This window comes from Kribbella sp. NPDC058693 (genome assembly GCF_042715335.1).
Taxonomy (GTDB): Bacteria; Actinomycetota; Actinomycetes; order Propionibacteriales; family Kribbellaceae; genus Kribbella; species Kribbella jiaozuonensis.
This window is the reverse complement of the sequence record NZ_JBHXSQ010000004.1, coordinates 143,346-164,871: the sequence shown is the minus strand read 5'-3', so window position 1 is coordinate 164,871 and position 21,526 is coordinate 143,346. Positions and strand designations below refer to the sequence as shown.

General features: G+C 67.9%; 22 protein-coding genes. 8 read left to right on the top strand and 14 right to left on the bottom strand.

Annotated features, from left to right (window positions below; all coding sequences use genetic code 11):
• Positions 1 to 67: 67 nt before the first annotated feature.
• Positions 68 to 1,156, top strand: a complete 1,089-nt coding sequence (locus ACFWUU_RS26935; protein ID WP_380179327.1) for a mandelate racemase/muconate lactonizing enzyme family protein — start codon at positions 68 to 70, stop codon at positions 1,154 to 1,156.
• 40 nt (positions 1,157 to 1,196) lie between these two features.
• Positions 1,197 to 2,945 carry an amidohydrolase family protein gene (locus ACFWUU_RS26930; protein ID WP_380179325.1) on the top strand — a complete coding sequence of 583 codons (1,749 nt, stop codon included), beginning with the start codon at positions 1,197 to 1,199 and terminating at the stop codon, positions 2,943 to 2,945.
• Here the strand turns inward: ACFWUU_RS26930 and ACFWUU_RS26925 are convergent.
• Genes ACFWUU_RS26925 through ACFWUU_RS26910 form a run of 4 tightly spaced genes read right to left on the bottom strand, consistent with a single transcriptional unit; the run spans position 2,938 to position 6,718 of the window.
• Positions 2,938 to 4,029 (bottom strand): DNA polymerase IV, encoded by a 1,092-nt coding sequence (locus ACFWUU_RS26925; RefSeq protein ID WP_380179323.1) that lies wholly within the window; start codon positions 4,027 to 4,029, stop codon positions 2,938 to 2,940. The genes ACFWUU_RS26930 and ACFWUU_RS26925 overlap by 8 nt on opposite strands.
• 18 nt (positions 4,030 to 4,047) lie before the next feature.
• Positions 4,048 to 4,890 carry an ABC transporter permease gene (locus tag ACFWUU_RS26920; protein WP_380179321.1) on the bottom strand — a complete coding sequence of 281 codons (843 nt, stop codon included), beginning with the start codon at positions 4,888 to 4,890 and terminating at the stop codon, positions 4,048 to 4,050.
• The gene (locus ACFWUU_RS26915; RefSeq protein ID WP_380179319.1) at positions 4,887 to 5,699 is read right to left on the bottom strand and encodes an ABC transporter permease; all 813 of its coding nucleotides are present in this window, start codon (positions 5,697 to 5,699) and stop codon (positions 4,887 to 4,889) included. Before ACFWUU_RS26915 ends, ACFWUU_RS26920 begins: the two co-directional genes overlap by 4 nt.
• Positions 5,696 to 6,718, bottom strand: coding sequence for an ATP-binding cassette domain-containing protein (locus ACFWUU_RS26910; protein WP_380179317.1), 1,023 nt, complete (start codon positions 6,716 to 6,718; stop codon positions 5,696 to 5,698). The genes ACFWUU_RS26915 and ACFWUU_RS26910 overlap by 4 nt, the downstream gene beginning before the upstream one ends.
• Positions 6,719 to 7,016: 298 nt before the next feature.
• Between ACFWUU_RS26910 and ACFWUU_RS26905 the strand changes: the two genes are divergently transcribed.
• Positions 7,017 to 7,859, top strand: a complete 843-nt coding sequence (locus ACFWUU_RS26905) for an alpha/beta fold hydrolase (protein WP_380179315.1) — start codon at positions 7,017 to 7,019, stop codon at positions 7,857 to 7,859.
• Here ACFWUU_RS26905 and ACFWUU_RS26900 read toward each other — a convergent pair.
• Positions 7,828 to 8,292, bottom strand: a complete 465-nt coding sequence (locus ACFWUU_RS26900) for a GNAT family N-acetyltransferase (protein WP_380179313.1) — start codon at positions 8,290 to 8,292, stop codon at positions 7,828 to 7,830. The two genes, ACFWUU_RS26905 and ACFWUU_RS26900, sit on opposite strands and share 32 nt — an antisense overlap.
• 31 nt (positions 8,293 to 8,323) lie before the next feature.
• Here ACFWUU_RS26900 and ACFWUU_RS26895 point away from each other — a divergent pair, with 31 nt between their 5' ends.
• Complete coding sequence (locus ACFWUU_RS26895; protein WP_380179311.1) at positions 8,324 to 8,734, top strand: PaaI family thioesterase; 411 nt, start codon at positions 8,324 to 8,326, stop codon at positions 8,732 to 8,734.
• Here ACFWUU_RS26895 and ACFWUU_RS26890 read toward each other — a convergent pair.
• Together ACFWUU_RS26890 and ACFWUU_RS26885 are read right to left on the bottom strand one after the other, a co-directional pair.
• The gene (locus ACFWUU_RS26890) at positions 8,731 to 9,009 is read right to left on the bottom strand and encodes a zf-TFIIB domain-containing protein (protein ID WP_380179309.1); all 279 of its coding nucleotides are present in this window, start codon (positions 9,007 to 9,009) and stop codon (positions 8,731 to 8,733) included. The two genes, ACFWUU_RS26895 and ACFWUU_RS26890, sit on opposite strands and share 4 nt — an antisense overlap.
• A 63-nt stretch (positions 9,010 to 9,072) precedes the next feature.
• Complete coding sequence (locus ACFWUU_RS26885) at positions 9,073 to 10,974, bottom strand: penicillin-binding transpeptidase domain-containing protein (protein ID WP_380179307.1); 1,902 nt, start codon at positions 10,972 to 10,974, stop codon at positions 9,073 to 9,075.
• A gap of 160 nt (positions 10,975 to 11,134) precedes the next feature.
• Between ACFWUU_RS26885 and ACFWUU_RS26880 the strand changes: the two genes are divergently transcribed.
• On the top strand, positions 11,135 to 11,533 hold the full coding sequence (locus tag ACFWUU_RS26880) for an L-rhamnose mutarotase (protein WP_380179304.1): 399 nt from the start codon (positions 11,135 to 11,137) through the stop codon (positions 11,531 to 11,533).
• Here the strand turns inward: ACFWUU_RS26880 and ACFWUU_RS26875 are convergent.
• The 5 genes from ACFWUU_RS26875 to ACFWUU_RS26855 form a co-directional block, all read right to left on the bottom strand.
• Entirely contained in the window at positions 11,530 to 12,225 is a 696-nt protein-coding gene (locus ACFWUU_RS26875) for a pirin family protein (protein WP_380179301.1), read from the bottom strand. The two genes, ACFWUU_RS26880 and ACFWUU_RS26875, sit on opposite strands and share 4 nt — an antisense overlap.
• A 5-nt stretch (positions 12,226 to 12,230) precedes the next feature.
• The gene (locus ACFWUU_RS26870) at positions 12,231 to 12,734 is read right to left on the bottom strand and encodes a DinB family protein (RefSeq protein WP_380179299.1); all 504 of its coding nucleotides are present in this window, start codon (positions 12,732 to 12,734) and stop codon (positions 12,231 to 12,233) included.
• Positions 12,735 to 12,829: 95 nt separating this feature from the next.
• Positions 12,830 to 14,236 (bottom strand): S1C family serine protease, encoded by a 1,407-nt coding sequence (locus ACFWUU_RS26865; protein WP_137256098.1) that lies wholly within the window; start codon positions 14,234 to 14,236, stop codon positions 12,830 to 12,832.
• A 101-nt stretch (positions 14,237 to 14,337) separates the two neighbouring features.
• Positions 14,338 to 15,933 (bottom strand): sensor histidine kinase, encoded by a 1,596-nt coding sequence (locus tag ACFWUU_RS26860; RefSeq protein ID WP_380179297.1) that lies wholly within the window; start codon positions 15,931 to 15,933, stop codon positions 14,338 to 14,340.
• Complete coding sequence (locus ACFWUU_RS26855) at positions 15,930 to 16,622, bottom strand: response regulator transcription factor (protein WP_130442918.1); 693 nt, start codon at positions 16,620 to 16,622, stop codon at positions 15,930 to 15,932. Before ACFWUU_RS26855 ends, ACFWUU_RS26860 begins: the two co-directional genes overlap by 4 nt.
• Before the next feature lie 120 nt (positions 16,623 to 16,742).
• On the opposite strand from ACFWUU_RS26855, the gene ACFWUU_RS26850 reads away from it, so the two are divergent.
• Complete coding sequence (locus tag ACFWUU_RS26850; protein WP_380179295.1) at positions 16,743 to 17,735, top strand: acetamidase/formamidase family protein; 993 nt, start codon at positions 16,743 to 16,745, stop codon at positions 17,733 to 17,735.
• Here the strand turns inward: ACFWUU_RS26850 and ACFWUU_RS26845 are convergent.
• Positions 17,728 to 18,702 (bottom strand): TIGR03560 family F420-dependent LLM class oxidoreductase, encoded by a 975-nt coding sequence (locus ACFWUU_RS26845; protein WP_380179293.1) that lies wholly within the window; start codon positions 18,700 to 18,702, stop codon positions 17,728 to 17,730. The genes ACFWUU_RS26850 and ACFWUU_RS26845 overlap by 8 nt on opposite strands.
• Positions 18,699 to 19,592 carry a DMT family transporter gene (locus tag ACFWUU_RS26840; RefSeq protein WP_380179291.1) on the bottom strand — a complete coding sequence of 298 codons (894 nt, stop codon included), beginning with the start codon at positions 19,590 to 19,592 and terminating at the stop codon, positions 18,699 to 18,701. Before ACFWUU_RS26840 ends, ACFWUU_RS26845 begins: the two co-directional genes overlap by 4 nt.
• Positions 19,593 to 19,679: 87 nt before the next feature.
• On the opposite strand from ACFWUU_RS26840, the gene ACFWUU_RS26835 reads away from it, so the two are divergent.
• Complete coding sequence (locus ACFWUU_RS26835; protein ID WP_380179289.1) at positions 19,680 to 20,123, top strand: Lrp/AsnC family transcriptional regulator; 444 nt, start codon at positions 19,680 to 19,682, stop codon at positions 20,121 to 20,123.
• 79 nt (positions 20,124 to 20,202) lie between these two features.
• Positions 20,203 to 21,414: a pyrophosphate--fructose-6-phosphate 1-phosphotransferase gene (locus tag ACFWUU_RS26830; protein WP_380179287.1), complete on the top strand. Its 1,212-nt coding sequence runs from the start codon at positions 20,203 to 20,205 to the stop codon at positions 21,412 to 21,414.
• Positions 21,415 to 21,526: the final 112 nt, after the last annotated feature.

The window sequence follows — 21,526 nt, the reverse complement described above, 5'->3', positions numbered from 1 at the left end:
CAATATCCTATAGGATCTGGAGCCGCCCCGTGATGATCAGATTTCGTCGAACCGTCTCGAGCTGCCGGTGAGCACGATCACCAAGGCCGAGGCGTACCTGGTCGATCTCGAGGTCGAGACCGTCCGCACCGACGCCGTACAGGCCTTTCTGAAGCAGGAGACGATCTTCGTCTCCTTGTCGACAACGGACGGGCTGACCGGTGTCGGGTACTCGTACACGATCGGCACGGGCGGCAGCGCAGTACTGGCGTTGTTGCAGGACCACCTGCTGCCCAGATTGGTCGGGAAGGACGCGCGGAACGTCGAAGAGCTCTGGTCGGACCTGTTCTGGTCTACGCACGCCACCACGGTCGGTGCGATCACGTCACTCGCACTCGCGGCCGTGGACACCGCACTGTGGGACCTGCGGTGTCTACGGGCCAGTGAGCCGCTATGGCGACTGGCCGGTGGCTATCGGCAACAGGTGCCGCTGTACGACACCGAGGGCGGTTGGTTGCACCTGACAACCGATGAGCTGGTCGCGGGCGCGCTGGCCTCGCAGAAGGCCGGCTGGCCCGGTGTGAAGCTCAAGGTCGGCAAGCCGCGCGTGCACGAGGACGTGGAGCGGCTGCGCGCAGTACGGGATGCTGTCGGGCCGTCGATGGACATCATGGTCGACGCGAACCAGTCCATGACGTACGCCGAGGCGAAGCGCCGCGCCGCTGCGTTTGAAGCGGTCGACCTGACGTGGTTCGAGGAGCCGCTGCCGGCTGACGACCTGACCGGGCATGTGCGGCTGGCCGAGTCGACGTCGATCCCGATCGCGGTGGGGGAGTCGCTGTACTCCGTCTCGCAGTTCCGGGAGTACGTCGCGGCAGGTGGTGCCGGGATCGTGCAGGTGGACGTGGCGCGGATCGGCGGGATCACTCCGTGGCTGAAGGTCGCGCATCTGGCCGAGACGTTCAACCTGGAGGTCTGTCCGCACTTCCTGATGGAGCTGCACGTCAGCCTGACTGCTGCGGTGCCGAACGGGCGCTACGTCGAGCACATCCCGCAGCTGCGGGCGATCACGCGGTCGGAGATGGCTGTGTTCGAGGGGCATGCCGTGGCGCCCGACGTACCCGGTCTGGGCATCGACTGGGACCAGGACGCGATCGACGATCGGCGTGTCGGATGATGAACCGACACGTCATCCAGGCCGAGGGGACAACCGCAGCATGAGTCGAGTCGATGCGCATCACCACGTCTGGGATCTGAGCGTTCGTCAGCAGACGTGGATGGTCGGGCCGGAGCTGGATCCGATCCGGCGGAACTTCTCGATCGAGGACCTCGCGCCGCTCGCCGCCGCGGCCGACGTCACGTCGACCGTGCTGGTCCAAACTGTCGGGCTGGTCGAGGAGACCGTCGAGTTCCTGGAGATTGCCGCTGGCAACGATCTGGTGGCCGGTGTCGTGGGTTGGGTCGACCTCACAGCCGACGATATCGCCGAGGCGCTCGACGGGCTGCGGTCCCGCCCGGACGGCGCTTATTTGAAGGCGATCCGCCACCAGGTCCACGATGAGCCCGACGACAACTGGCTCCTGCGCCCCGACGTACAACGCGGTCTGGCCGCCATCGCCGACGCTGGCCTCGCGTACGACCTCCTCACCAAGACCCCGCATCTCCCCGCCGCGATCCAGACCGCCCGCAACCTCCCACAACTCACCTTCGTCGTCGACCACATCTCCAAGCCCGTCATCGACGAACCACTCGAGCCCTGGGCAACTCACCTCCGCGAGCTGGCCGCCCTCCCCAACGTCACCTGCAAACTCTCCGGCATGGTCACCGAGGCCCCCTGGACCACCTGGAAACCCACAGACCTCCAGCCGTACGCCGACGTAGTCCTGGAAGCCTTCACCCCCGCCCGAGTCATGTTCGGCTCCGACTGGCCCGTCTGCCTCCTGGCCGCCACCTACAACCAGGTAGTAGAAACCGCCGAAACCCTGACCTCCAGCCTCACCCCCCGCCGAACACGACGCAATCTTCACCACGACCGCCACCCGCACCTACAAGCTGTAATGGACCTTGAGGCGATCTGCCGACGGGCGCTGGGCGCGGAGCTGACGCAGGCGGTTGAGCTCGGATACGGGTCGTACAACAGCGTCTACCGAGTCGAGCTGGCCGGGTGGGACGAGCCGGTGATTCTCCGGGTGACGCCGGCGGAGGACGAGCAGTTCGGCTCCGAGCGCCACCTGATGCGGAACGAGTACGCCGCTGTGCCGTGGCTCGGCGTGATCGCGGGATTGATGCCTCGGGTGCTGGCCGTCGACTGGTCGCACGACCTCGTCGACCGGGACTGGATGATCCAGACGTGCCTCCCGGGCGTGCCCGCGCCGGAGGGGTTGGGGAGGTATCCGCGGTCGGGGCGTACGACGTTCTTCCGGCAGCTCGGTGCGATTGCGCGCTCGGTGCACGACGTACGCGGGCCGTACTTCGGTCGACCGGCTGGGCCTGCACATTCGTCCTGGAGTGAGGTAGTGATCGCTTCGTTCACGCAGATCGCGGAGGACCTAGAGCGGGTGGGGCTCGATGCCGCGGACGTGCGGAGAGCGGCGGCGATGGCTGCGGAGGGCCCGCTGGATGAGGTGCGGGAGCCGCGGCTGCTTGCGGGGGATCTGTGGACCGTCAACTGCATGCTGGACGCCGAGGCGCCGGAGCCGTTGATCTCAGGGGTGCTGGACTTCGATCGGGCCGAGTTCGGGGATCCGGCGGCGGACTGGACGATCCGGATGGCGCAGGCGAAGGCCGACGAGCGGGAAGCGTTCTGGGAGTCGTACGGCGAGTTGGACCGCTCACCGGACGCCGTGTGGCGGGCGCGGATCTACGAAGCTCGGCACCTGGCGGCGATCCGCTTGGAGCGCTATCGCCTAGGTAAGACCGAAGCCGTCCGGGAGAGCTACGAAGCGATGGCGAAGATCCTCAGCTAGCGGCGGCGGGAGGGACGAACTCGACGCGGACGCCGATCAGGCGGATTGGGCGGCGGATCTCGAACTTCTGCAGTAGGTCTAGGGCTGTGGTGGCGATGACTTCGGGGTCCTGGGTCGGGGACTTGAGTTTGCGGCTCTTGATCGGGGTGTAGAAGCTGATGAAGCGGAGCTTGACCCAGACGCGTTGGATGGTGCGGCCGTCGGCGACCACCTCGCGGGTGACCTCTTCGGCGATGCGGCGGACCTCGCGTTGGATGTCGGGGAGTTCTACCAGGTCTGTCTGGAAGGTTTCCTCGTGGCTGCGGGACACCGGTTCGCGCGGGACGTCGGTGACCTGCGTGTCGCCGAGGCCGCGGCCCAGGGCGGCGTACCAGGCACCCATGTTGGGGCCGAAGCGTTTCTTCAGTACGTCGACATCGGCCGCGGCGAGCTCGGCGACCGTGGTGATGCCGAGTTCGTTGAGGTTCTTCTCCATCCGGCTGCCGATACCCCAGAGGTCGCGGATCGGGCGATGGTCCATCACCTCACGCCAGTTCGCGGCCGTCAGGCGGTAGACACCGGCGGCTGCGTCGGCAAGCGAAGCGCCCTCGAAAGGCACCGCGTGCGAGCGCTCGTGCTTCGCGAAGCCGGTGGCGAGTTTGGCGCGGGTCTTGTTGTCTCCGATGCCGATCGAGCAGGTCAAGCCGGTCCGCTCGGCCACGGCCGCGCGCAGCTCGCCGGCCAACGCCTCCGGATCGTCGGTCTCGGCGCCGACGATGCACTCGTCCCAGCCCCAGACCTCGACCACGACCGGGAACGAGCGCAGCGTGTCCATCACCTCGGCCGACGCCGCGTCGTACGCCGCCGGGTCCGAGGGCAGGAACACCGCCTGCGGACACTTCTTGTACGCCGCCCGCACCGGCATGCCGGAATGTACGCCGAACTCGCGCGCCTCGTACGACGCGGTGGCGACCACCTGCCGAGGTTTGGTCGGATCACCGGACCCGCCCACCACGACAGGCAGCCCCCGCAGCTCAGGCCGCCGCCGGATCTCCACGGCCGCGATGAACTGATCCATGTCCACGTGCAGGACCCACCAGCTCATACCGCACAGATAACCACATCAGCTCGACGCACTGGAGTACGTCAGCAGTCCGCGCCGCCAGACCAACCGAACTAGTGTCATTGCCACTACCGCCAGTCCGAGCCCGAGCCCGACCGGTCCCCAGCCCAGATCGCCGGCCAGCGCCCGCACCGGGAACGTCGTCGCGAACGCCACCGGGAACGCGAACGTCAGGAACGTCCGGACCGCGACCGGGAAGAACACCAACGGGTACCGCCCGGCCTCCACCATGCTCAGGAAGACGACCCCGATCGGGTTCACCGATTGCAACCAGAACGCCAGGAACGACATCGCCGACCACACCGCCGTCAGCAACACCAACCCGCAGCCGGCCAGTACGACGGCCTGCACCACCTGCCCGAAACCAGGACGCAGATCCGACTGCACCAGCCCGATCACGAGTACGACGATGCCGCTGGCAACGTTCGTCAGCTCGGCGACGTTGATCCACCGCAGCGTCAGGTAGAACTGGCTCGACACCGGCCGCAGCAGCACCCCGTCCAGCTCGCCCTCGGTCAGGTACGTCGTCATCCGGTTCAGATTCGGCGCGACGAACGTCGCGATCAGGCCGGTGATGATCTGGAACACGCCGACCAGCGCGATCACCTCGGCCCGCGACCACCCGTGCACCTCGGACGTGAACCCGAACAGCAGCAAGGTCGGCACGATCCCCAACCCCAACTGCACAAGGCCCACCAGCAGCGTCGTCAGGAAATGCGCGCGGTAATGCGTCTCGCGGACAACCGCCTGAGCGAAGAACCGCCGCCACAGCCGGACATGCCGCCACTGCATCTGCAACCGGTTCCGGTCGAGCGAGCGCCGCTCCTCGGCATACGTCTTCACGCTCCCACCGCCGAGTACGCCCGGATCCCCGCCGCCCACACGAGTCGAGCGCCAGCGCCGAGTACGACGACGTACCCGAGCTGGACCCCCAACCCGGCAAGCAACTCGCGGCCGGTCAGCTGGCCGGCGACGATCTCGACCGGGAACGACACCGTGTACCGGAACGGCTGATGGTCGACGAAGCCGCGCGACCACGCAGGCATCAGCGCGAGCGGTACGACGGCGCCCGACAGCACGCTCGCGATGATTACGCGCGCCTGCACGAGCGCGCCCACGTCATCCATCCAGAACGCCAGCGCCGCGATCAGGATGTCGATCGTGAACACCAGCACCGCGCCGAGCACGATGCTGACCGCGAACAACGCCCACCGCCCGACGCCGGCCGGAATGTTCATCGAGTCGCGGAAGATCCACCAGACGATCCCGATCATCGGCACCAGCGCGAACAGCTTCAGGAACTTCTCGGACAGGTTGTTCGCGACGAATCCGACCAGCAACGACGCCGGCCGCACCATCCAGCTGGACAGCTTGCCGAGCCGGATGTCGTTCGCGAGAAACGCCGCCATCCACGACGACGTCGCCATCGTGACGAACCCGAGCAGCACGAAGTACGTCGTGATGTACCGCTCGTCGACCGGGAGTTGTGCGCCGTTCGAGAGCGCGGTCCGCCAGATCAGCAGCGAGATGATCGGCATGCAGATGTTGGCCAGCATGAAGATGATCCACGCCCCGCGGTACACGGACTGCTGCGCGATCTCGGCCGCGGTCATCCGCCGTACGACGCGAAGGTTGCGCGCGACTGTGTTCATGACGCGTACCCCAGCGTGCTCCGGCGGAGGAACAGGTCGCGCATGATGTCCTCGACATCCGCATCCGCGACGTCGAGGTCGACCAGCGGACCGAGCCGGGTGAGCTGCTCCATCACGAAGCCGGCCCGCTCTCGATCCGCTTCGAGCTTCACCGTCTGACCGTCCACCTCGACGGCCGTAACGCCGTCCAGCCCGGTGAGCCGGTCGCCGTCGACAGGTGTCGCGTACGTCGCCCGCACCAGCTTGCGCGGCTGCGCCGTACGCACCAGATCATCCAGACCGCCGTCGAACTGCAGCCGGCCGTGGTCGATGATCATCACCCGCGAGCAGAGCGCCTCGATGTCGTCCATGTCGTGGCTGGTGATCAGGATCGTCGTACCGCGCACCCGGTTGACGTCGGCGAGGAAGGATCGAACGCGAGCCTTCGCAACGACGTCGAGACCGATCGTCGGCTCGTCGAGGAACAGGATCTCCGGGCCGTGGACCAGCGCGGCCATCAGCTCGAGCTTCATCCGCTCACCGAGCGAGGTCTTGCGGACCTGGACGTTCAGCAGATGCTCGACCTCGAGCAGCTCCGCGAGCTCGGCGACGTTGTGGTCGAACTCCGCTGTGGACAAGCCGTACATGTCCTTGTGCAGCAGGAGACTCTCCATCGCCGGCACGTCCCACCAGAGCATGGTCTTCTGCCCCATGACGAGCGCGATCCGGCGCAGGTAGTCGTGGTTGCGATCGGACGGCGTGTGACCGAGGACCTCCAGCTCGCCGGAGGTCGTGTACAGCAGGCCGGACAGCATCTTCAGTGTGGTCGTCTTGCCCGCGCCGTTCGGGCCGAGCAGGCCTACGACCTCGCCGCGGTTGATGTCGAAGGTGACCCGGTCGACGGCGAGCCGGGTCTCGTAGGTGCGTTTCACCAGGCTCTTCAGCGCTCCGCCGAGTCCGGCGCGCTGCTGGTGGAACGTGTAGGTCTTGGTCAGATCATGTGCCGCGATAACAGGCGGCTGGGCGTGCGCAGGCGTCACGAAAGGAACACCGCTTTCGAAAGAGTCGATGACTACGGACCGGGTAGCGCCACCGCGCAAACGCGCAGAGCGCAGGACGCACTTCGCCGACATGAATTCGGCCGGGGGACCCCGAGGTCCGTCCCGGCTACGCGACCCGATCCGATCGCGGAGTTCGCTAACCCATAGTCAGGCGAGGTGACGACATCGCTCCCTGTGGTCCTTTCGATGCGGCTACCGCAACCACCGTAGAGCGAGCCGGAAAGCGCCGTCCACCGGATATCTATCTGCTACGGGTTTCATATAATATGCTTTCCGTATGAATGAGATCGAGCTGTCTGCCGGAGTCCTTCAGTACGTCGACAGCGGCGACGGGCCGGTCGTCGTACTGCTGCATGGGCTGTTGATGGACGCGTCGCTCTGGGACGGCGTGATCTCCGACCTGCGTTCCGACCATCGATGTATCGCACCGACGCTTCCGTTCGGAGCGCATCGGCGACGGATGAACGACGGCGCCGATCTGTCGCTGCGCGGGATCGCCGACCTGGTGCTCGAGTTCCTCGAACGGCTCGACCTGCAGGACGTCGTACTCGTCGGGAACGACACCGGCGGCGCGGTGGCGCAGCTGGTGCTCGGAGCTGAGCCCAAGCGCGTCGCGAAGGCTGTGCTGGCGTCGTGCGAGGCGTTCGACAACCTGCCGCCCGGGCTGACGGGACGGGTGCTCGCGTTGTCCGGACGGTTGTCGCCGCGGTTGTTCGGAGCGTTCATGCAGCAGATGCGGCTGAAGGCGGTACGCCGGTCGCCGCTCGCCTTCGGGACGTTGACCAAGCGCGGCGACGCGACCACGGCGCAATGGATCCGGCCGTTGCTCGAGCAACCCGAGCTACGCGCGGAAACCGTGCGGATGCTCCGCGCCGTCTTCGCGGACCAAGATCTGTTGACCGAAGCCGCGGCCGACCTGCGCCGCTTCGATCGACCGGCGCTCGTCGTCTGGGCTGCGGACGATCGGGTAATGCCGACAGAGCACGGCCGGCGTCTCGCCGAACTATTGCCACAGGCAACCTTCGTCGAGGTTCCTGACAGCTACACGCTCATTCCGCTGGACCAGCCGGGCGAGTTCGCCGGTCTGATCAGAGCTCTTTGCGCATCTGCTGGGAGATGACCGCGTAGCCGAGCGAGTCGTACAGGCCGATCGCGGTCTTGTTGTCACCGAAGACGTTGAGGTCGAGCTGCTTGTGGCCGAGGCGCCGGCACTCCTCCTCGCCGGCGAGCATGATCGCGCGGCCGTACCCCTTGCCGCGCTGGTTGCTGTCGACCTCGATGCCGTAGATGAACGGAACCCGTGCGCGCGTGCTGATCCACAAGCTGCCGACCGGCTCGTCGCCTGAGAACGCGGTCCAGATCAGCTGGTGCTCGGTGGCCGGCCCATCCGGCAGCAGCTTCTTGGTCTCGTCGTACGCGAACTTGAGCGCCTCGTCCTCAGCCAGCCCACGGGCCGGGCCGATCCCGGCCGCGAACGAAGTGGCGGCGCGGTCCATCCAGGACGGGTACTCGGATTCGGTGATCGGGCGGAGCAGCACCGCAGGCGTGGTCACGCCCTGACGATAGCCCGGCTATCGTGCGCGGGTGACGGAATTGACGCTCGAAGTGGCTCAGAAGCTGTTGGCGGCGCAGCCGTTCAGCCTGTTGGTCGGCGCGCGGGTGACCGCGTTCGGGGACGGCGGCGCGACGCTGGAGCTTGATATCCGTACGGAACTCCAGCAGCAGAACGGTTTCCTGCACGGAGGCGTTCTCGCGTACGCCGCGGACAACGCGATCACCTTCGCAGGTGGCTCGGCGCTCGGCCCGGACGTGCTGACCGGCGGGTTCACGATCAGTTACCTGCGCCCGGCCCGGGGCGCGATCCTCCGGGCCGAGGCGAAGGTCGCCCACGCGGGCAGGCGTCAGGCGACGTGCACCTGCGAACTCACCACGATCGACGACGCCGGTACGCCGACCCTGTGCGCGATCGCCCAGGGCACGGTCATCACCCGCTAGTCGAAGAGCTCCTCGAGGAACGACTTCTTCTTCTTGCGTGAGTGCTGATTCCCGTACGCGCGGTCGTCGTACCGCCTCTTCTCCTCGTACCGCTTCTCTTCGTAGCGAGGCTGCGGTGACGGGGAGTTGTACTGCAGCTCGGCGTCCACCAGCCGCTCCAGCTCACCGCGATCGAGGAAGATCCCGCGGCACTCTCCGCACTGGTCGACGGTGACGCTGTTGCGCTCGTACGAACGCATCTGGCCACGACACTTGGGACACTTCAAGCTCTCCATCCAGCAACCCTAAGTGACGAAATCCGCCCACAGGTCTACTCTCAGCGAACTCTCAGCAAGTCCTCATTTGAAGCTGGAGAGGAACGTCTTCAGGATCGGCCCGGCGGTGTGCGAGCCGGACTCGCCGCCCTCGACGATGACCGCGAACGCGACGTCGCCGCGATAGCCGGCCATCCAGGCGTTGGTGATCACCTTGCCGCCGGAGACGAGCTCGGCCGTACCGGTCTTCGCCGCGACCGCGCCGTTGCCGGCCAGCACCTTCGCCGTACCGCCGGTGACCGTGGTCCGCATGAACGTCCGCAGCGCCGCAACAGTTGCCGCAGGCAACGGAGAGGCCGCTGCGCCGGCCGCGTCCTTACCCGGTACCAGTACCGGCTTCATCGCCGTACCGTGGTCGACCGTCGCGGCGACCAGCGAGATCGCCAGCGGGCTCGCGGTGACCGTGCCCTGGCCGATCATCGACGCGGCCTCGGCCACGTCATCCTTCGGCAGCGGTACCTGACCGCCGTACGCGTTGATCGACAGGTTCAGGTCGCGCCCGATGCCGAACATCGCCGCGGCCTTGGTCATCCCGTCCTTCGGCAGCCGCGCATGCTGCGAGATGAACGCGGTGTTGCAGGACTCGTTGAACGCCTTCTGCATCGTGCCCGCGCCGTACGCCGCGAGACCGTCGTAGTTCTTGAACGTCTTGCCGAACACGTTGATCGTGTTCGTGCACGGCAGCGCGGTCGCGCCGGTCTCGCCGCTGCCGATCAACGCGGCCGAGGTGACGATCTTGAACGTCGAACCCGGCGCGTACTGGCCCTGGAACGCGCGGTTGTAGCTCGCCACCGTCGGACCGTTCGCCGCGGCGAGGATCTGCCCGGTCGATGCCTGTACAGCGACCAGCGACGCCGGCAGCTTGCTCGTCGCCAGCGCGGCCTCGGCCGACTTCTGCATGGCGGTGTCGAGCGTGGTCTTCACCGGCTTGCCGGCAGTGCCCTTCTGGCTGAAGACGGTCTTGATCGTCAGCTTGGTCTTGCCGTCCCGCAGCGTGACGGTGCCGCCCGGAGTACCCGCGAGCTGCTGCTGGAACGCGTACTGCAGACCCGTCGTACCGACCTGGTCCTGCGCCGACGCGGCCGGGCCGGCGTTCTTCAGGGTGTCCGCGGTCGCGGTCTTCATCGTGCCGATCAGGTTCTTGGCGAACGTTGCGGTCGGCGGCAGCGACTGCGTGCCGCCCATCGTCAGTACGCCCGGCAGCTTGCCCATCGTCGGCCGCAGCGCTTCCCACTGCTCGGCGCGGATCGTGATCGCATCCACGAACTGCCCGGCCGGGGCTGCCTTCGCGCGGGCCGCGAGCTTCGTCCCGTCGACCTGCAGGTACTTCGTGAACGCGGCGTACGTCGCCGGCGTCGCCACCGCGCCGGATGCGACGCCGACGATCACGACCGGCCGGTTCGCGGTCAGCGCGACACCGTTGCGGTCAAGGATCGAGGCACGCGCGGGCAGGGCACGGACACGCTTGAGGTAGTTGGTGTCGCCGAGGCCGGGGTAGATGGTGTCGCCGGAGGCCTTGATCTTCCACGCGTCCGCGGTCTTCACCGCCGTCGCCGTACTCGTCCACTTCATGGCGCCGATGCCGCGCAGCTGCGCCTCGACCGCCAGCTCCTGGGTGCAGTTGTTGGCGTCGCTGCACTTCGGGTCGCCCTGCGGGGTGACCGTCACGGTGCTGGCGACCAGCGCGGTGTCGGTGTCGTCGAGCCGCTTCGCGAACACAGTCGGGTTGTCGGTGAGCGCTCCGGCAGCGTCCGGCTTGCCGTCCGGCGCCCACGCCTTCACCCATGCGTCGGCGAACTGCTTGATGACAGCGCCGGAGGCCTTCTGCTCGTCGTTCCCGGACTTGCCGCCGCCGGATTTGCTGTCGGAACAACCGGCCGTGATCAGCAGACTACTCAGACAGACGATCGCAGTGGTTCGCTTCACTTTCCCAACTCTCGCACGACGACGGGTGGACACCGGGCACAGTCTTCGGCGTGTGGCATCTCGCCACGAGGGCGAAACTACTCAGTCCACGCAAGTACGACGCGGCCGACCGCTCAGGAGTTGGCGTCAGAGTGAGCGTGAATCAGGGGCAAGTGGTTGCGTGAATCGGCCCGGCCAGGTTCTGGAACCGCGTTCCAGCCTCGGCGCACGCGGCGTATTCTGCTCCTTTGTGACCCGCCTTGCGCTGCACAGCCGCCTGATTCCCGGTACCGAAGAGGCCTACGAGATCGAGCACGCTCGCGTCTGGCCGGAGCTGATCGCCTCGATGCACGCCGCCGGCATCAGCGACTGGTCGATCTGGCGCAGCGGCCGCGACCTGTTCCACCTGGTCGACGCCGACGATTTCGAGGCATCGGTCGAGTACCTCCGCACCGACCCGACCGACCAACGCTGGCAGCAACACATGAGCCAGTTCGTCGAAGGCTTCGCGCAGAATCCGGAAGGCGTGGCCGGCCAGTCCCTCCGCCACGTGTGGACCATGAGCGAGCAGATCGACTAGTACATCTCCCAGACGAGCACCTCGGCGCCGCCCGGCCCGGCGGTGAGACGCCCGCCCGAGTCGGCCTGCCGTACGGCGTCCCCGGTCCCCAGCTCGCCGGCCCCCTCGAGCTCCGCCGTACCCGTCGCCACGAACAGATGCAGGTACGGCGCTGCCGGCAACTCGACTGCCTGCGCCGGGGCCAGCCGCGCGACCGACATCCCGGCCTGAGGCTGGTTGAGGCGGATCGCCGTACTCGAGGCGTGCTTGGCCAGCCCCGAGGCGACGGGGATCAGCTCACCCGTCGTCAGATCCAGCTCCGCCTGCTCGTAGGACGGGGGCAGATCGAACGCGTCCGGCCGTACCCACATCTGTGCGTAATGGACCGGTTCGCCGCCGTCGTTCCACTCCGAGTGCTGGATCCCCGAGCCCGCACTCATCCGCTGCGCCAGCCCCGGGTAGACGATCCCGCTGTTCCCCTGCGAATCCCGGTGCGCCAGCGCGCCCCGCAGTACCCAGGTCACGATCTCCAGGTCCTGATGCGGATGCGTCTCGAACCCGGTGCCTGGGGCAACTGTCTCGTCGTTGTGCGCGACCAGGAACCCGAACCCGACGTTCGCCGGGTCGTAATGCGGCCCGAACGAGAACGAATGCCGCGAGTCCAGCCATTCGCTGACCGTCCGGAACCGCTCGTCCGCCCGCCGGATCTCCATGGGGTCTAGTAATACCCCGTCTCGCCGTCGAGCAGTTCGCGCATGGTGTCGAGCTGCCCGACGTGCCGTGCCGTCTCCTCGACCATGTGAATCAGGATCCACCGCAGCGACGGCTGGAACCTGGGGTCCTTGGCGACGTCGTCCAGCGCATGGGCGGCGGTGATCTCGTTCGAGTCGGCCCACTGCGCGTCGAACTCGTCCAGCAGCCGCGCGAGCGGTACGCCGTCCACCCGCCAGTCGGCGTTCTCCGGCTCCTTCTGGAAGCCCGGGTTGTCGCCCGGCTCGTCCAGGAACACGGCGTGGAACCAGAGGTGCTCGTTCCACCGCAGGTGCGAGACCAGCCCGGCCGGCGTCATCAGCGGCGACGTCGGGAACACGGACCGATGCTCGTCCTCGGGCTTCAGGCCTTCGAGCTTCCGGCGTACCAGCACCCGCTGCAGGTCCAGCCAGCCGATCAGCTGCGTGCGCTCGTCGGCAGTCAGAGGCGGTCGTGCCGCGTAGAGATTCATGCGAGGACCGTAGCCAACGCTGTGTTCACCGCGAGAACGAGAGGGACTGCGCCGCTCGGTGGGCGGCGCAGTCCCGGTTCTGGTACGACGGCTGGTCAGCCGGTGGGGTTCCCGTTGTCGGAGCCGAGGGTTGCCTTGATGGGTTGCTGCTTGCCGGCGCGGGTGACGGTCAGGGTGACCTGATCGCCCGGGCGGTGCGAACGGACTGCGGCGACCAACGCGTCCCCTGACGCGATCGCCTTGCCGTCAACAGCGGTCACCACATCACCTGACTGGAGACCGGCTTTGTCCGCCGCACCGCCGGACGTGACCTCGCCCAGGCGTGCTCCGTTCGTGAGCCCGTCGGAGGACTGCGCGTCGCCGACCGTCACACCGAGCCGCGCATGCGTGGCCTTGCCCTTGGCCACCAGCTCGTCGATGATCGGCTTGGCCTGGTCGATCGGGATAGCGAACCCCAGGCCGATGTTGCCGCCTTCGGATTGTCCCGATCCGCCGGCGGTTTTGATCGCGCTGTTGATACCGACCACCTGGCCGGCGAGGTCGATCAGGGCGCCGCCGGAGTTACCCGGGTTGATCGCGGCGTCCGTCTGGATTGCTGGGAAGACTGTCGTGCTGTCCTGCTGCTCGTCACCCGATGTCACCGGGCGGTTCAGCGCCGAGACGATACCGCTGGTCACGGTCGCCTCCAGGCCGAACGGCGAACCGATCGCGACCACGCCCTGCCCGACCGCGAGCTTGCCGCTCGACCCCAGCGTGGCCGGGGTCAGGTCGGTCGCGTTGGCGTGGATGACGGCGAGGTCGGTGAGCGGGTCGGTGCCCTTCACCGTGGCGTTGACCGTGCGGCCGTCGTTCAGCATCACGGTGATCGTGGCGCCTTGACCGGCACCCGCGACCACGTGGTTGTTGGTGACGATCAGGCCGTCCTTGCTGATCACGATGCCGGACCCGGTCGCCGCGCCCTGCGACGTCGCGACCGCGATCTTCACCACGCTCGGCAGCACCTTGGCCGCGGCGCTCTGCACCGAGCCGTCCGGCGCGGCCGCGGGTGCGGCCTGGTTGCCGTTCAGCGGTGCGGTCACGGACGGGCTGTTCGTGGTGTGGTCGTTGGAGGCCGAGTAGACGGCCGCGCCGCCGACACCGCCGGCCAGACCGACCAGCAGCGCGGTCAGCGCCACCGCGGCCAGACCGGCCCGCTTCTTCGGCTTCTCGGCCGTAGCCGTGGCCGGCTGCGGTCCGAAGGGCCAGTTCGGGCCCGGAGACGTCCCCTGATGCGTCCCCGGCGCGCCGAACTGCGGGTAGGTACTCCCACCTGAGGGGTACTGTCCCGGCCGCTGCCCCTGCGGCCCCGATTCCGGCCTCTGCTGACCCGGCTGACCACCCTGCGGCGCGAACTGCTGTTGCTGATGCTGCCCGTACATCGGCAACTGCTGCGTCCGCTCCGGCCCCTGCGGACCTTGCGGGTTCTGGCCGGGCTGGTTCTGCGGCGGCTGGTTCTCGGTCATGGCAATTACTGTCTCCGCCGCACCTGAGAGGGCCCTGAAGATCCGCTCGGAGTGACCGAAGAACTCCATGAAGATCCTCTGAAGGACCTGTCAGGAAGTCTTCAGCGGGTCTGCGTGGCCGCGTGTGGGAGCCACAGGGTGAACTGGGCGCCGGCGCCGGGGACGTTTCGGGCGTAGATCATGCCGCCGTGTTGTTCGGCTGCGTGTTTGACGATGGCCAGGCCCAGGCCGGAGCCGGGGCGGCTGCGGGCCTCGCTGGAGCGGTAGAAGCGCTCGAAGACGTGGGGCAGGTCCGCCTCGGCGATGCCGGGGCCGGAGTCCGTGACTGTGAGTACGCCGTCCAGCAGGCGGACTGTGACGTGTCCGATCGGTTGCCCGTCGCTGCGCTGCTCCGCGCCCTCAGGGGTGCTGTACTTCGCGGCGTTGTCGAGCAGGTTGGTGACGGCACGGCCGAGGAGGCGCTCGTCGCCCCAGACCGGGAACGGCGTGATCTGCACGTCCCACTCCAGTCCGGGCGCGCGGCGGCGTACCTTCATCACCGCGTCCTCGACGACGTTGGAGAGCTCGATCAGCTCCGCGTTGCGTACCTGCGGTGTGTCGCGGGCCAGCTCGGTCAGGTCACCGATGAGGGTGGTCAGCTCGTCCATCTGGGCGCGTACGTCGTCGAGCAGCTGCTGACGGTCCTCGGGGCGGAGTCCGCCGCGTTTGTCCGCCTGGGCGAGCAGGTCGAGGTTGGTGCGCACGCTGGTGAGGGGTGTCCGGAGCTCGTGGCCGGCGTCACCTACGAGGCGACGCTGCCGGTCGCGCGACTGTGCGAGGGCGCCGAGCATCGCGTTGAACGCCATAGCCAGGCGCGAGATCTCATCCGTGCCGCCTACCGGGATCGGCTTCAGGTCCTCGGTCCGGGCGACGTGTTCCGCCGCACCGGTCAGCCGAGCCAACGGCCGCAGACCAGACCGCGCGACCGCGTTGCCGGCCAGCGCGGCGCCGATCACGCCGATGAGCCCGAACGCCCACAGCACCACGCCGAGGTTGTGGAGGGTCTCGTCGATGGGTCCCAGCGATTGTGCGACAACCAGCGCCCCGGGCTGAAGGAAGTTGTCCGGCTCCGCCTGGCAGGCCTGGCTCCGGCCCTGCGGGCAGTAGCTCGCCGGGACGGCGACCACGCGGAAGTGCGAGCCGCCGTTGCGTACGCCGACCGTCCGTAGGCTGGCCTCGTTGCCCTGCTCCCGTGCCACCTGGAGCTCGTCCTGACCCATCGGCGGCAGAAGGCTGTTCGGCGGCCCGAACTGCTGCCCCTGCGCACTGATCACGCCGACGCGGATGTCGCTCAGGCCGAGAGCGTCGGAGGGAACGCCCTGGAGGATCGTGAGGTCGGTCAGAACGCCTTTCTTCGCGGCCGCGGCGGCGCGCTGGGTGAGGCTGTTGTCGAGGTTTTGGTACATCTGTTGGCGCACGGTGATGTACGCCGCGACGCTCACGATTGCGACCGCCAACCCGACCGCGACCGCGGCGAGCAGTGTCACGCGGGCGTGCAGGCTCAGCTTGTGGAGGGTTTCGTTCCACCAGCTCTGGGTCCGGGCGGCAGTCGCCGCCACGCGGTTTCCGTTGCTCTTGGCAACAGGTTGTGCGGGTTGTTGCGGCTGCTGCGGTCGTCCGGCGTACGACGGGAAGTCGTCGGGGTGTTGCTGGCTCACGGTGGGGTGTCCCTCAGCACGTACCCGATGCCGCGGACGGTGTGGATCAGGCGGGGCAGGCCGTTGACCTCGGTCTTGCGGCGCAGGTAGCCGATGTAGACCTCGAGCGAGTTCGCCGTGGTCGGGAAGTCGTAGCCCCAGACCGCGTCCAGGATGACCGCGCGCTCCAGCACGCGGCGCGGGTTGCGGATCAGCAGCTCGAGCAGGGAGAACTCGGTCCGGGTGAGCTGCATCGCGACGTCACCGCGGTGCACCTCGTGCGCGTCGACGTCGACCACGAGGTCGGCGTACTGCAGCACCTCGCCGCGCTGGCCGCCCTCGCCGGGCGTCGTGCTGCGTCGCAGCAGCGCGCGCAGCCGGGCCAGCAGCTCCTCGAGCGCGAACGGTTTGGTCAGGTAGTCGTCACCGCCGGCGTCCAGGCCGTCGACCCGGTCCGCGACCGCGTCCCGCGCGGTCAGCACCAGGATCGGCACATTGTTGCCCGCGGCCCGCAAGGCCTTGGTGGTCTCCAGGCCGTCCAGCCGCGGCATCATCACGTCCATCACCACGACGTCCGGCTCGACGTTGCCGATCACCGCGAGCGCCTCGGCGCCGTCGGACGCGGTCACCACCTCGAAGTCGTTGAACTCCAGCGAACGGCGCAGCGAGTCCCGGACCGCCCGGTCGTCGTCCACCACCAGTACCCGCATCGTCTTGCCCCGCTCCGCTCGAAGTTCCGCTCAGCCGAGAGTAGGTCGCTTCTTTGAGAATCGCCTGAGAACCCGCTGATCGCTCGCACAACACCTCCAGCACACCTTAGGTTGCCAGACGTGGACCTTCTCGAATTCACCCCTGAGCCCGCCGAACTCGCCTGGACCTTCGGCGGTGCGCCGCCCGTACGCCGGGTCAAGCCCGGTACCGCCCTGCGGTTGTGGACCGAGGACGCATTCGCCGGCAGCCTCCGCAGTACGACGGATCTGGCCAGCGCCTCGCTGAACATGCCGTTCGTCAACCCGCAGACCGGACCGTTCTACGTCGAGGGCGCCGAGCCGGGGGACACCCTGGCGCTGCACTTCGTCGAGCTGACGCCGGCCCGGAGCTGGGGCGCCTCGGCGACCATCCCGTTCTTCGGCGGCCTGACCAGCACCGACCGGACCGCCACGCTGCAGGACCCGCTGCCGGAGCGGACCTGGATCTACGAGGTGGACACGGTCAACCAGACCGTCGGGTTCCAGGCGCAGGGCAGTGACCTGGAGATCGCCCTGCCGCTCGAGCCGATGCTCGGCACGGTCGGCGTCGCGCCCGCCGCCGGTGAGGTCCGGTCAGCGCTGGTCCCGGACATGTTCGGCGGCAACATGGACACGCCGGAGATGCGTGCCGGCTCGACCTGCTACCTGCGCGTGAACGTCGAGGGAGCACTGTTCTCGGTCGGCGACGGCCACTACCGCCAGGGCGAGGGCGAGTCCTGCGGTACGGCGGTCGAGGGCGCGATGAACGTCGTACTGATCGTCGACCTGCTCAAGACGCCCGGACCGGTCTGGCCGCGGCTGGAGAACGACGAGTACCTCGCCGTCATCGGTTCGGCCCGCCCGCTCGAGGACGCGTGGCGAGCCGGCCAGGTCGACATGGTCAACTGGCTCGGCTCGCTCTACGGCCTCGACAAGTTGGACGCGTACCAACTGCTCAGCCAGGTCAGTGAGGTCCCGCTGGCCAACGTGGTGGACGCCAACTACAGCGTGGTCACCAAGGTCCCGAAGCGCCTGCTCCCACCGGTCACGGCGTACGACGGCATCCACCAGCACCTGCGCACCGCGTTCAGCTGAACTGCTGTACGACGTCCTCCGCGTATCGCTGCATCGGCTCGTGGTCGTACGCGACGCCAGGGATGTAGGAGATGACGTAGTCGATCCCCGCCTCGGCGAGCTGCTCCACGTGCTCGCTGAGCTCCTTCGTCGTGATCACGTCGGCCAACACATGGGACGTCCCGCCGGAACCGATCTCCCGGAACTCCTCCAGGCTGTACCGCCGACGGGCCTTGGCTGTCGCGGTCACCGGATCGGCGCCGGACTCGATCGGGAACACGTTCAGGCTGGTCGACTTGATGATCTCGTCGTAGTCGCGGCCGACGTCCTCGCAGTGCTGCCGGAGGATCGCCAGCTTGTGCTTGATCACGTCGACACGTCCGGTGCCGAAGTTGCAGGCGTCACCGTACTTTGCAACTAGTCGCAATGTAACGCGTTCACCACCGCCGCCGATCCACAGCTTGGGCTTGCGCCGCGGCACGACGAACGGCTTGTCGACCGAGTGGTACTGCCCCTCGAACACGACGTCGTCCTCGGTCCACAGCCGATGGATCAGCTCGACGGACTCGACGAACGAACCCATCCGCTCCCTCTGACTCGTCCACGGGTACCCGTAGGCCTTCCACTCGTGCTCGGACCAGCCGGCGCCCAGTCCGGCGTACATGCGCCCGTGGCTCGCCACATCGACCGTCGCGGCCAGCTTCGCGACCAGGGCGGGGTTCCGGTAGCCGTTGCAGCCGACCAGTTGGCCCAGGTTCACCCGAGACGTGTCACGGGCCAGAGCGGCCGTCGTGGTCCACATCTCGAAGACGGACTCGCGGACCGGCTCCGGGACGGTGTGGAAGTGGTCGAAGAGCCAGATCGAGTCCCACGGACCTGCGTCCGCTGCTTTGGCCACGGCGGTCATGGCCTCCCACTGCTCGACCGGGTCCTCCAGCTCGACCAGATCCATCCGCCAGCCTTGCGGTACGAACACTCCGAACTTCATGCGGTCCTCCGAGAGATTGCGACTCCAGTCAGGCACAGCGCCCCGCCGGCCAGCGCAAGTACGGCGGGGGTCTCGCCCAGGAACAGCCAGCCGAGCACGATCGCCACCACCGGTACGGCGTACACCGTCACGCCCATCCGTCCCGCACTCGTACGGCGGAGCGCGAAGGCCCACGTGGTGAAGCCGAGCGCGGTGGGGAAGGCAGCCAGGTACACGACCCACCAGATGGTCGATGCGTCGGCAGTGCCGAGCTCATCGACCAGCGTGGGCGCGAAGGGCAGGCAGACGATCGCGCCGATCGTGCAGGCGAGCCAGGTGACCTCAGCGGCCGGCAGTCGGCTCAGCAGTGGCTTCTGCGTCACCACGCCGACGGCGTACGAGATCGCGGCGACGACACAGAGGACGACGCCCCAGGTCTCGGCGCGGCCGCTGGAGGTCGACGTACCGATGATGACGATGCCGGCGAACGCGACCAGACCGCCGATCACCAGCTGCCGCGGGAAGCCTTCGCCGAGACCAAGGCCCGCGAGTACGGCGATCAGCAGTGGGGCGATGTGGACGAGCATGGCCGACGTACCGGCGTCGAGACGCCGCTCGGCCTCGTTGAGAGAGATGTTGTAGACGCCGAACCACAGCACGCCGCAGGCGATCAGCGGCAGCCAGTCGCGCCGAGTGGGCCACCGGCGTACGGCGGGCGTGCGGCGGGTGAACAGAAGGGCGCCGAGGAAGATGCTGCCGAGTCCGAGCCGGGCCAGCGACAGCGCTCCGGCCGAGATCTCGGTGCCGACATGCCGGATGGCGACGAACGACGAGGCCCACAGGACGACGGTCACGGCAGCGGCGCCGGCGGCGAGACCGGCCCGGGGCGGGGCTTCTGCGAGGGTTGTCACGGTCACTACAGTAAGAACGGAGTCTGCGTGTTTCCATGGCAGATCGGAGCCTAGGAGGCGGTTGTGCTTACCGAAACGAGAAGCCAGATGCTGGATGAGCTCAATACTCGGATCCTGGACGAGCTGATCGCCGACCCCCGGTTGCGGACCACCGAGCTGGCTCGCCGGCTGGGCGTCTCCACACCGACCGTGCGGGAGCGGGTCGCGCGGCTGGAGGAGTCCGGCGTGATCCGCGGGTACCGCGTCGACATCGACCCGGCGGCACTCGGTCGTCCGGTCGCCGCCTGGGTGCGGCTACGGCCTGGGCCGAACCAGATCCCGAGGATCATCGAGCTGGCCGGTCGTACGCCGGAAGTCGTCGAGTGCCACCGGATCTCGGGCGAGGACTGCTTCCTGATGCGCGTCCAGGTCGCCGAGATCGCTGCCCTCGAGGACGTTCTGGACAAGTTCCTGGTGCACGGCCAGACCACCAGCTCGTTCATCGTCTCGACGCCGGTCGCGCCACGGTCGGTGCCGTTGTCCGCTGGGTGAACCCCAACCAGCGCTCGGAGTGGTCTGCATCACTAGTCTGGTGCCGACTTCAGCGACGTTCCCGGAAGGACCCTGGCCCATGGCTGCCGACAAGTCTGTCCGCAGAGTTGCCCTGCTCACCGCCGGCGGGCTCGCGCCCTGCCTGTCGTCCGCCGTCGGCGGACTGATCGAGCGCTACACCGAGGTGGCGCCCGACGTGGAGATCATCGCCTACCTGAACGGGTACCACGGCCTGCTCAGCGGCCGGTTCCTCGACGTCACGCCGGAGGTGCGGGCGAAGGCGTCGCTGCTGCACAAGTTCGGCGGCAGCCCGATCGGCAACAGCCGGGTGAAGCTGACCAACACCGCCGACCTGGTCAAGCGCGGCCTGATCCAGGACGGGCAGAACGCCCTCCAGGTCGCGGCCGAGCGGCTGGTCGCGGACGGTGTCGACGTACTGCACACCATCGGCGGTGACGACACCAACACCACGGCCGCCGACCTCGCGGCGTACCTGCACGAGCACGACTACGACCTGACCGTGGTCGGCCTGCCGAAGACCATCGACAACGACGTGATCCCGATCCGGCAGAGCCTGGGTGCGTGGACCGCGGCCGAGCAGGGCGCGTTGTTCGCCCGCAACATCATCGCCGAGCACAGCTCGAACCCGCGGATGCTGATCGTCCACGAGGTGATGGGCCGGAACTGCGGATGGTTGACCGCGGCAACGGCTCAGGAGTACCAGCAATGGGTCGACGAGCAGGAGTGGAACCCGGGTATCGGCCTGGACAAGTCCGGCTGGTCGGTGCACGCCGTATACGTGCCGGAGGCAACGATCGACCTGGACGCCGAGGCCGAGCGGCTGCGCAAGGTGATGGACTCCGAGGACTGCGTCAACATCTTCCTGTCCGAAGGTGCCGGCGTGCCGTCCATCGTGGCCGAGCTCGAGGCCCGCGGCGAGGATGTCCCGCGGGACCCGTTCGGGCACGTGAAGCTGGACACGATCAACCCCGGCGCCTGGTTCGCCAAGCAGTTCGCCGAGCGGATCGGCGCCGAGAAGACGATGGTTCAGAAGAGCGGGTACTTCAGCCGTTCGGCCGCGTCCAACGACCGCGACCTCGCGCTGATCAAGGAATGCACCGACTACGCCGTCGACGCGGCGCTGCGCGGTGAGAGCGGTGTGGTCGGCCACGACGAGGAGCGCGGCGACGAGCTGCGCGCGATCGAGTTCCCGCGGATCGCCGGCGGTAAGGAATTCGACCCGACCGTCGACTGGTTCGTCAGCCTGAAGTCGGGGATCGGCCAGAACTAGCTGGACTTGCGGCGGGCGGCCCCCCCGGGGGCCGGCGTCGAGGTGTTTGGGGGGGGCGCGTCGGATGCCCCGTCCGGGCCGGTGGTAGGGTGGGGGTGGTGGGGCGGCGCCC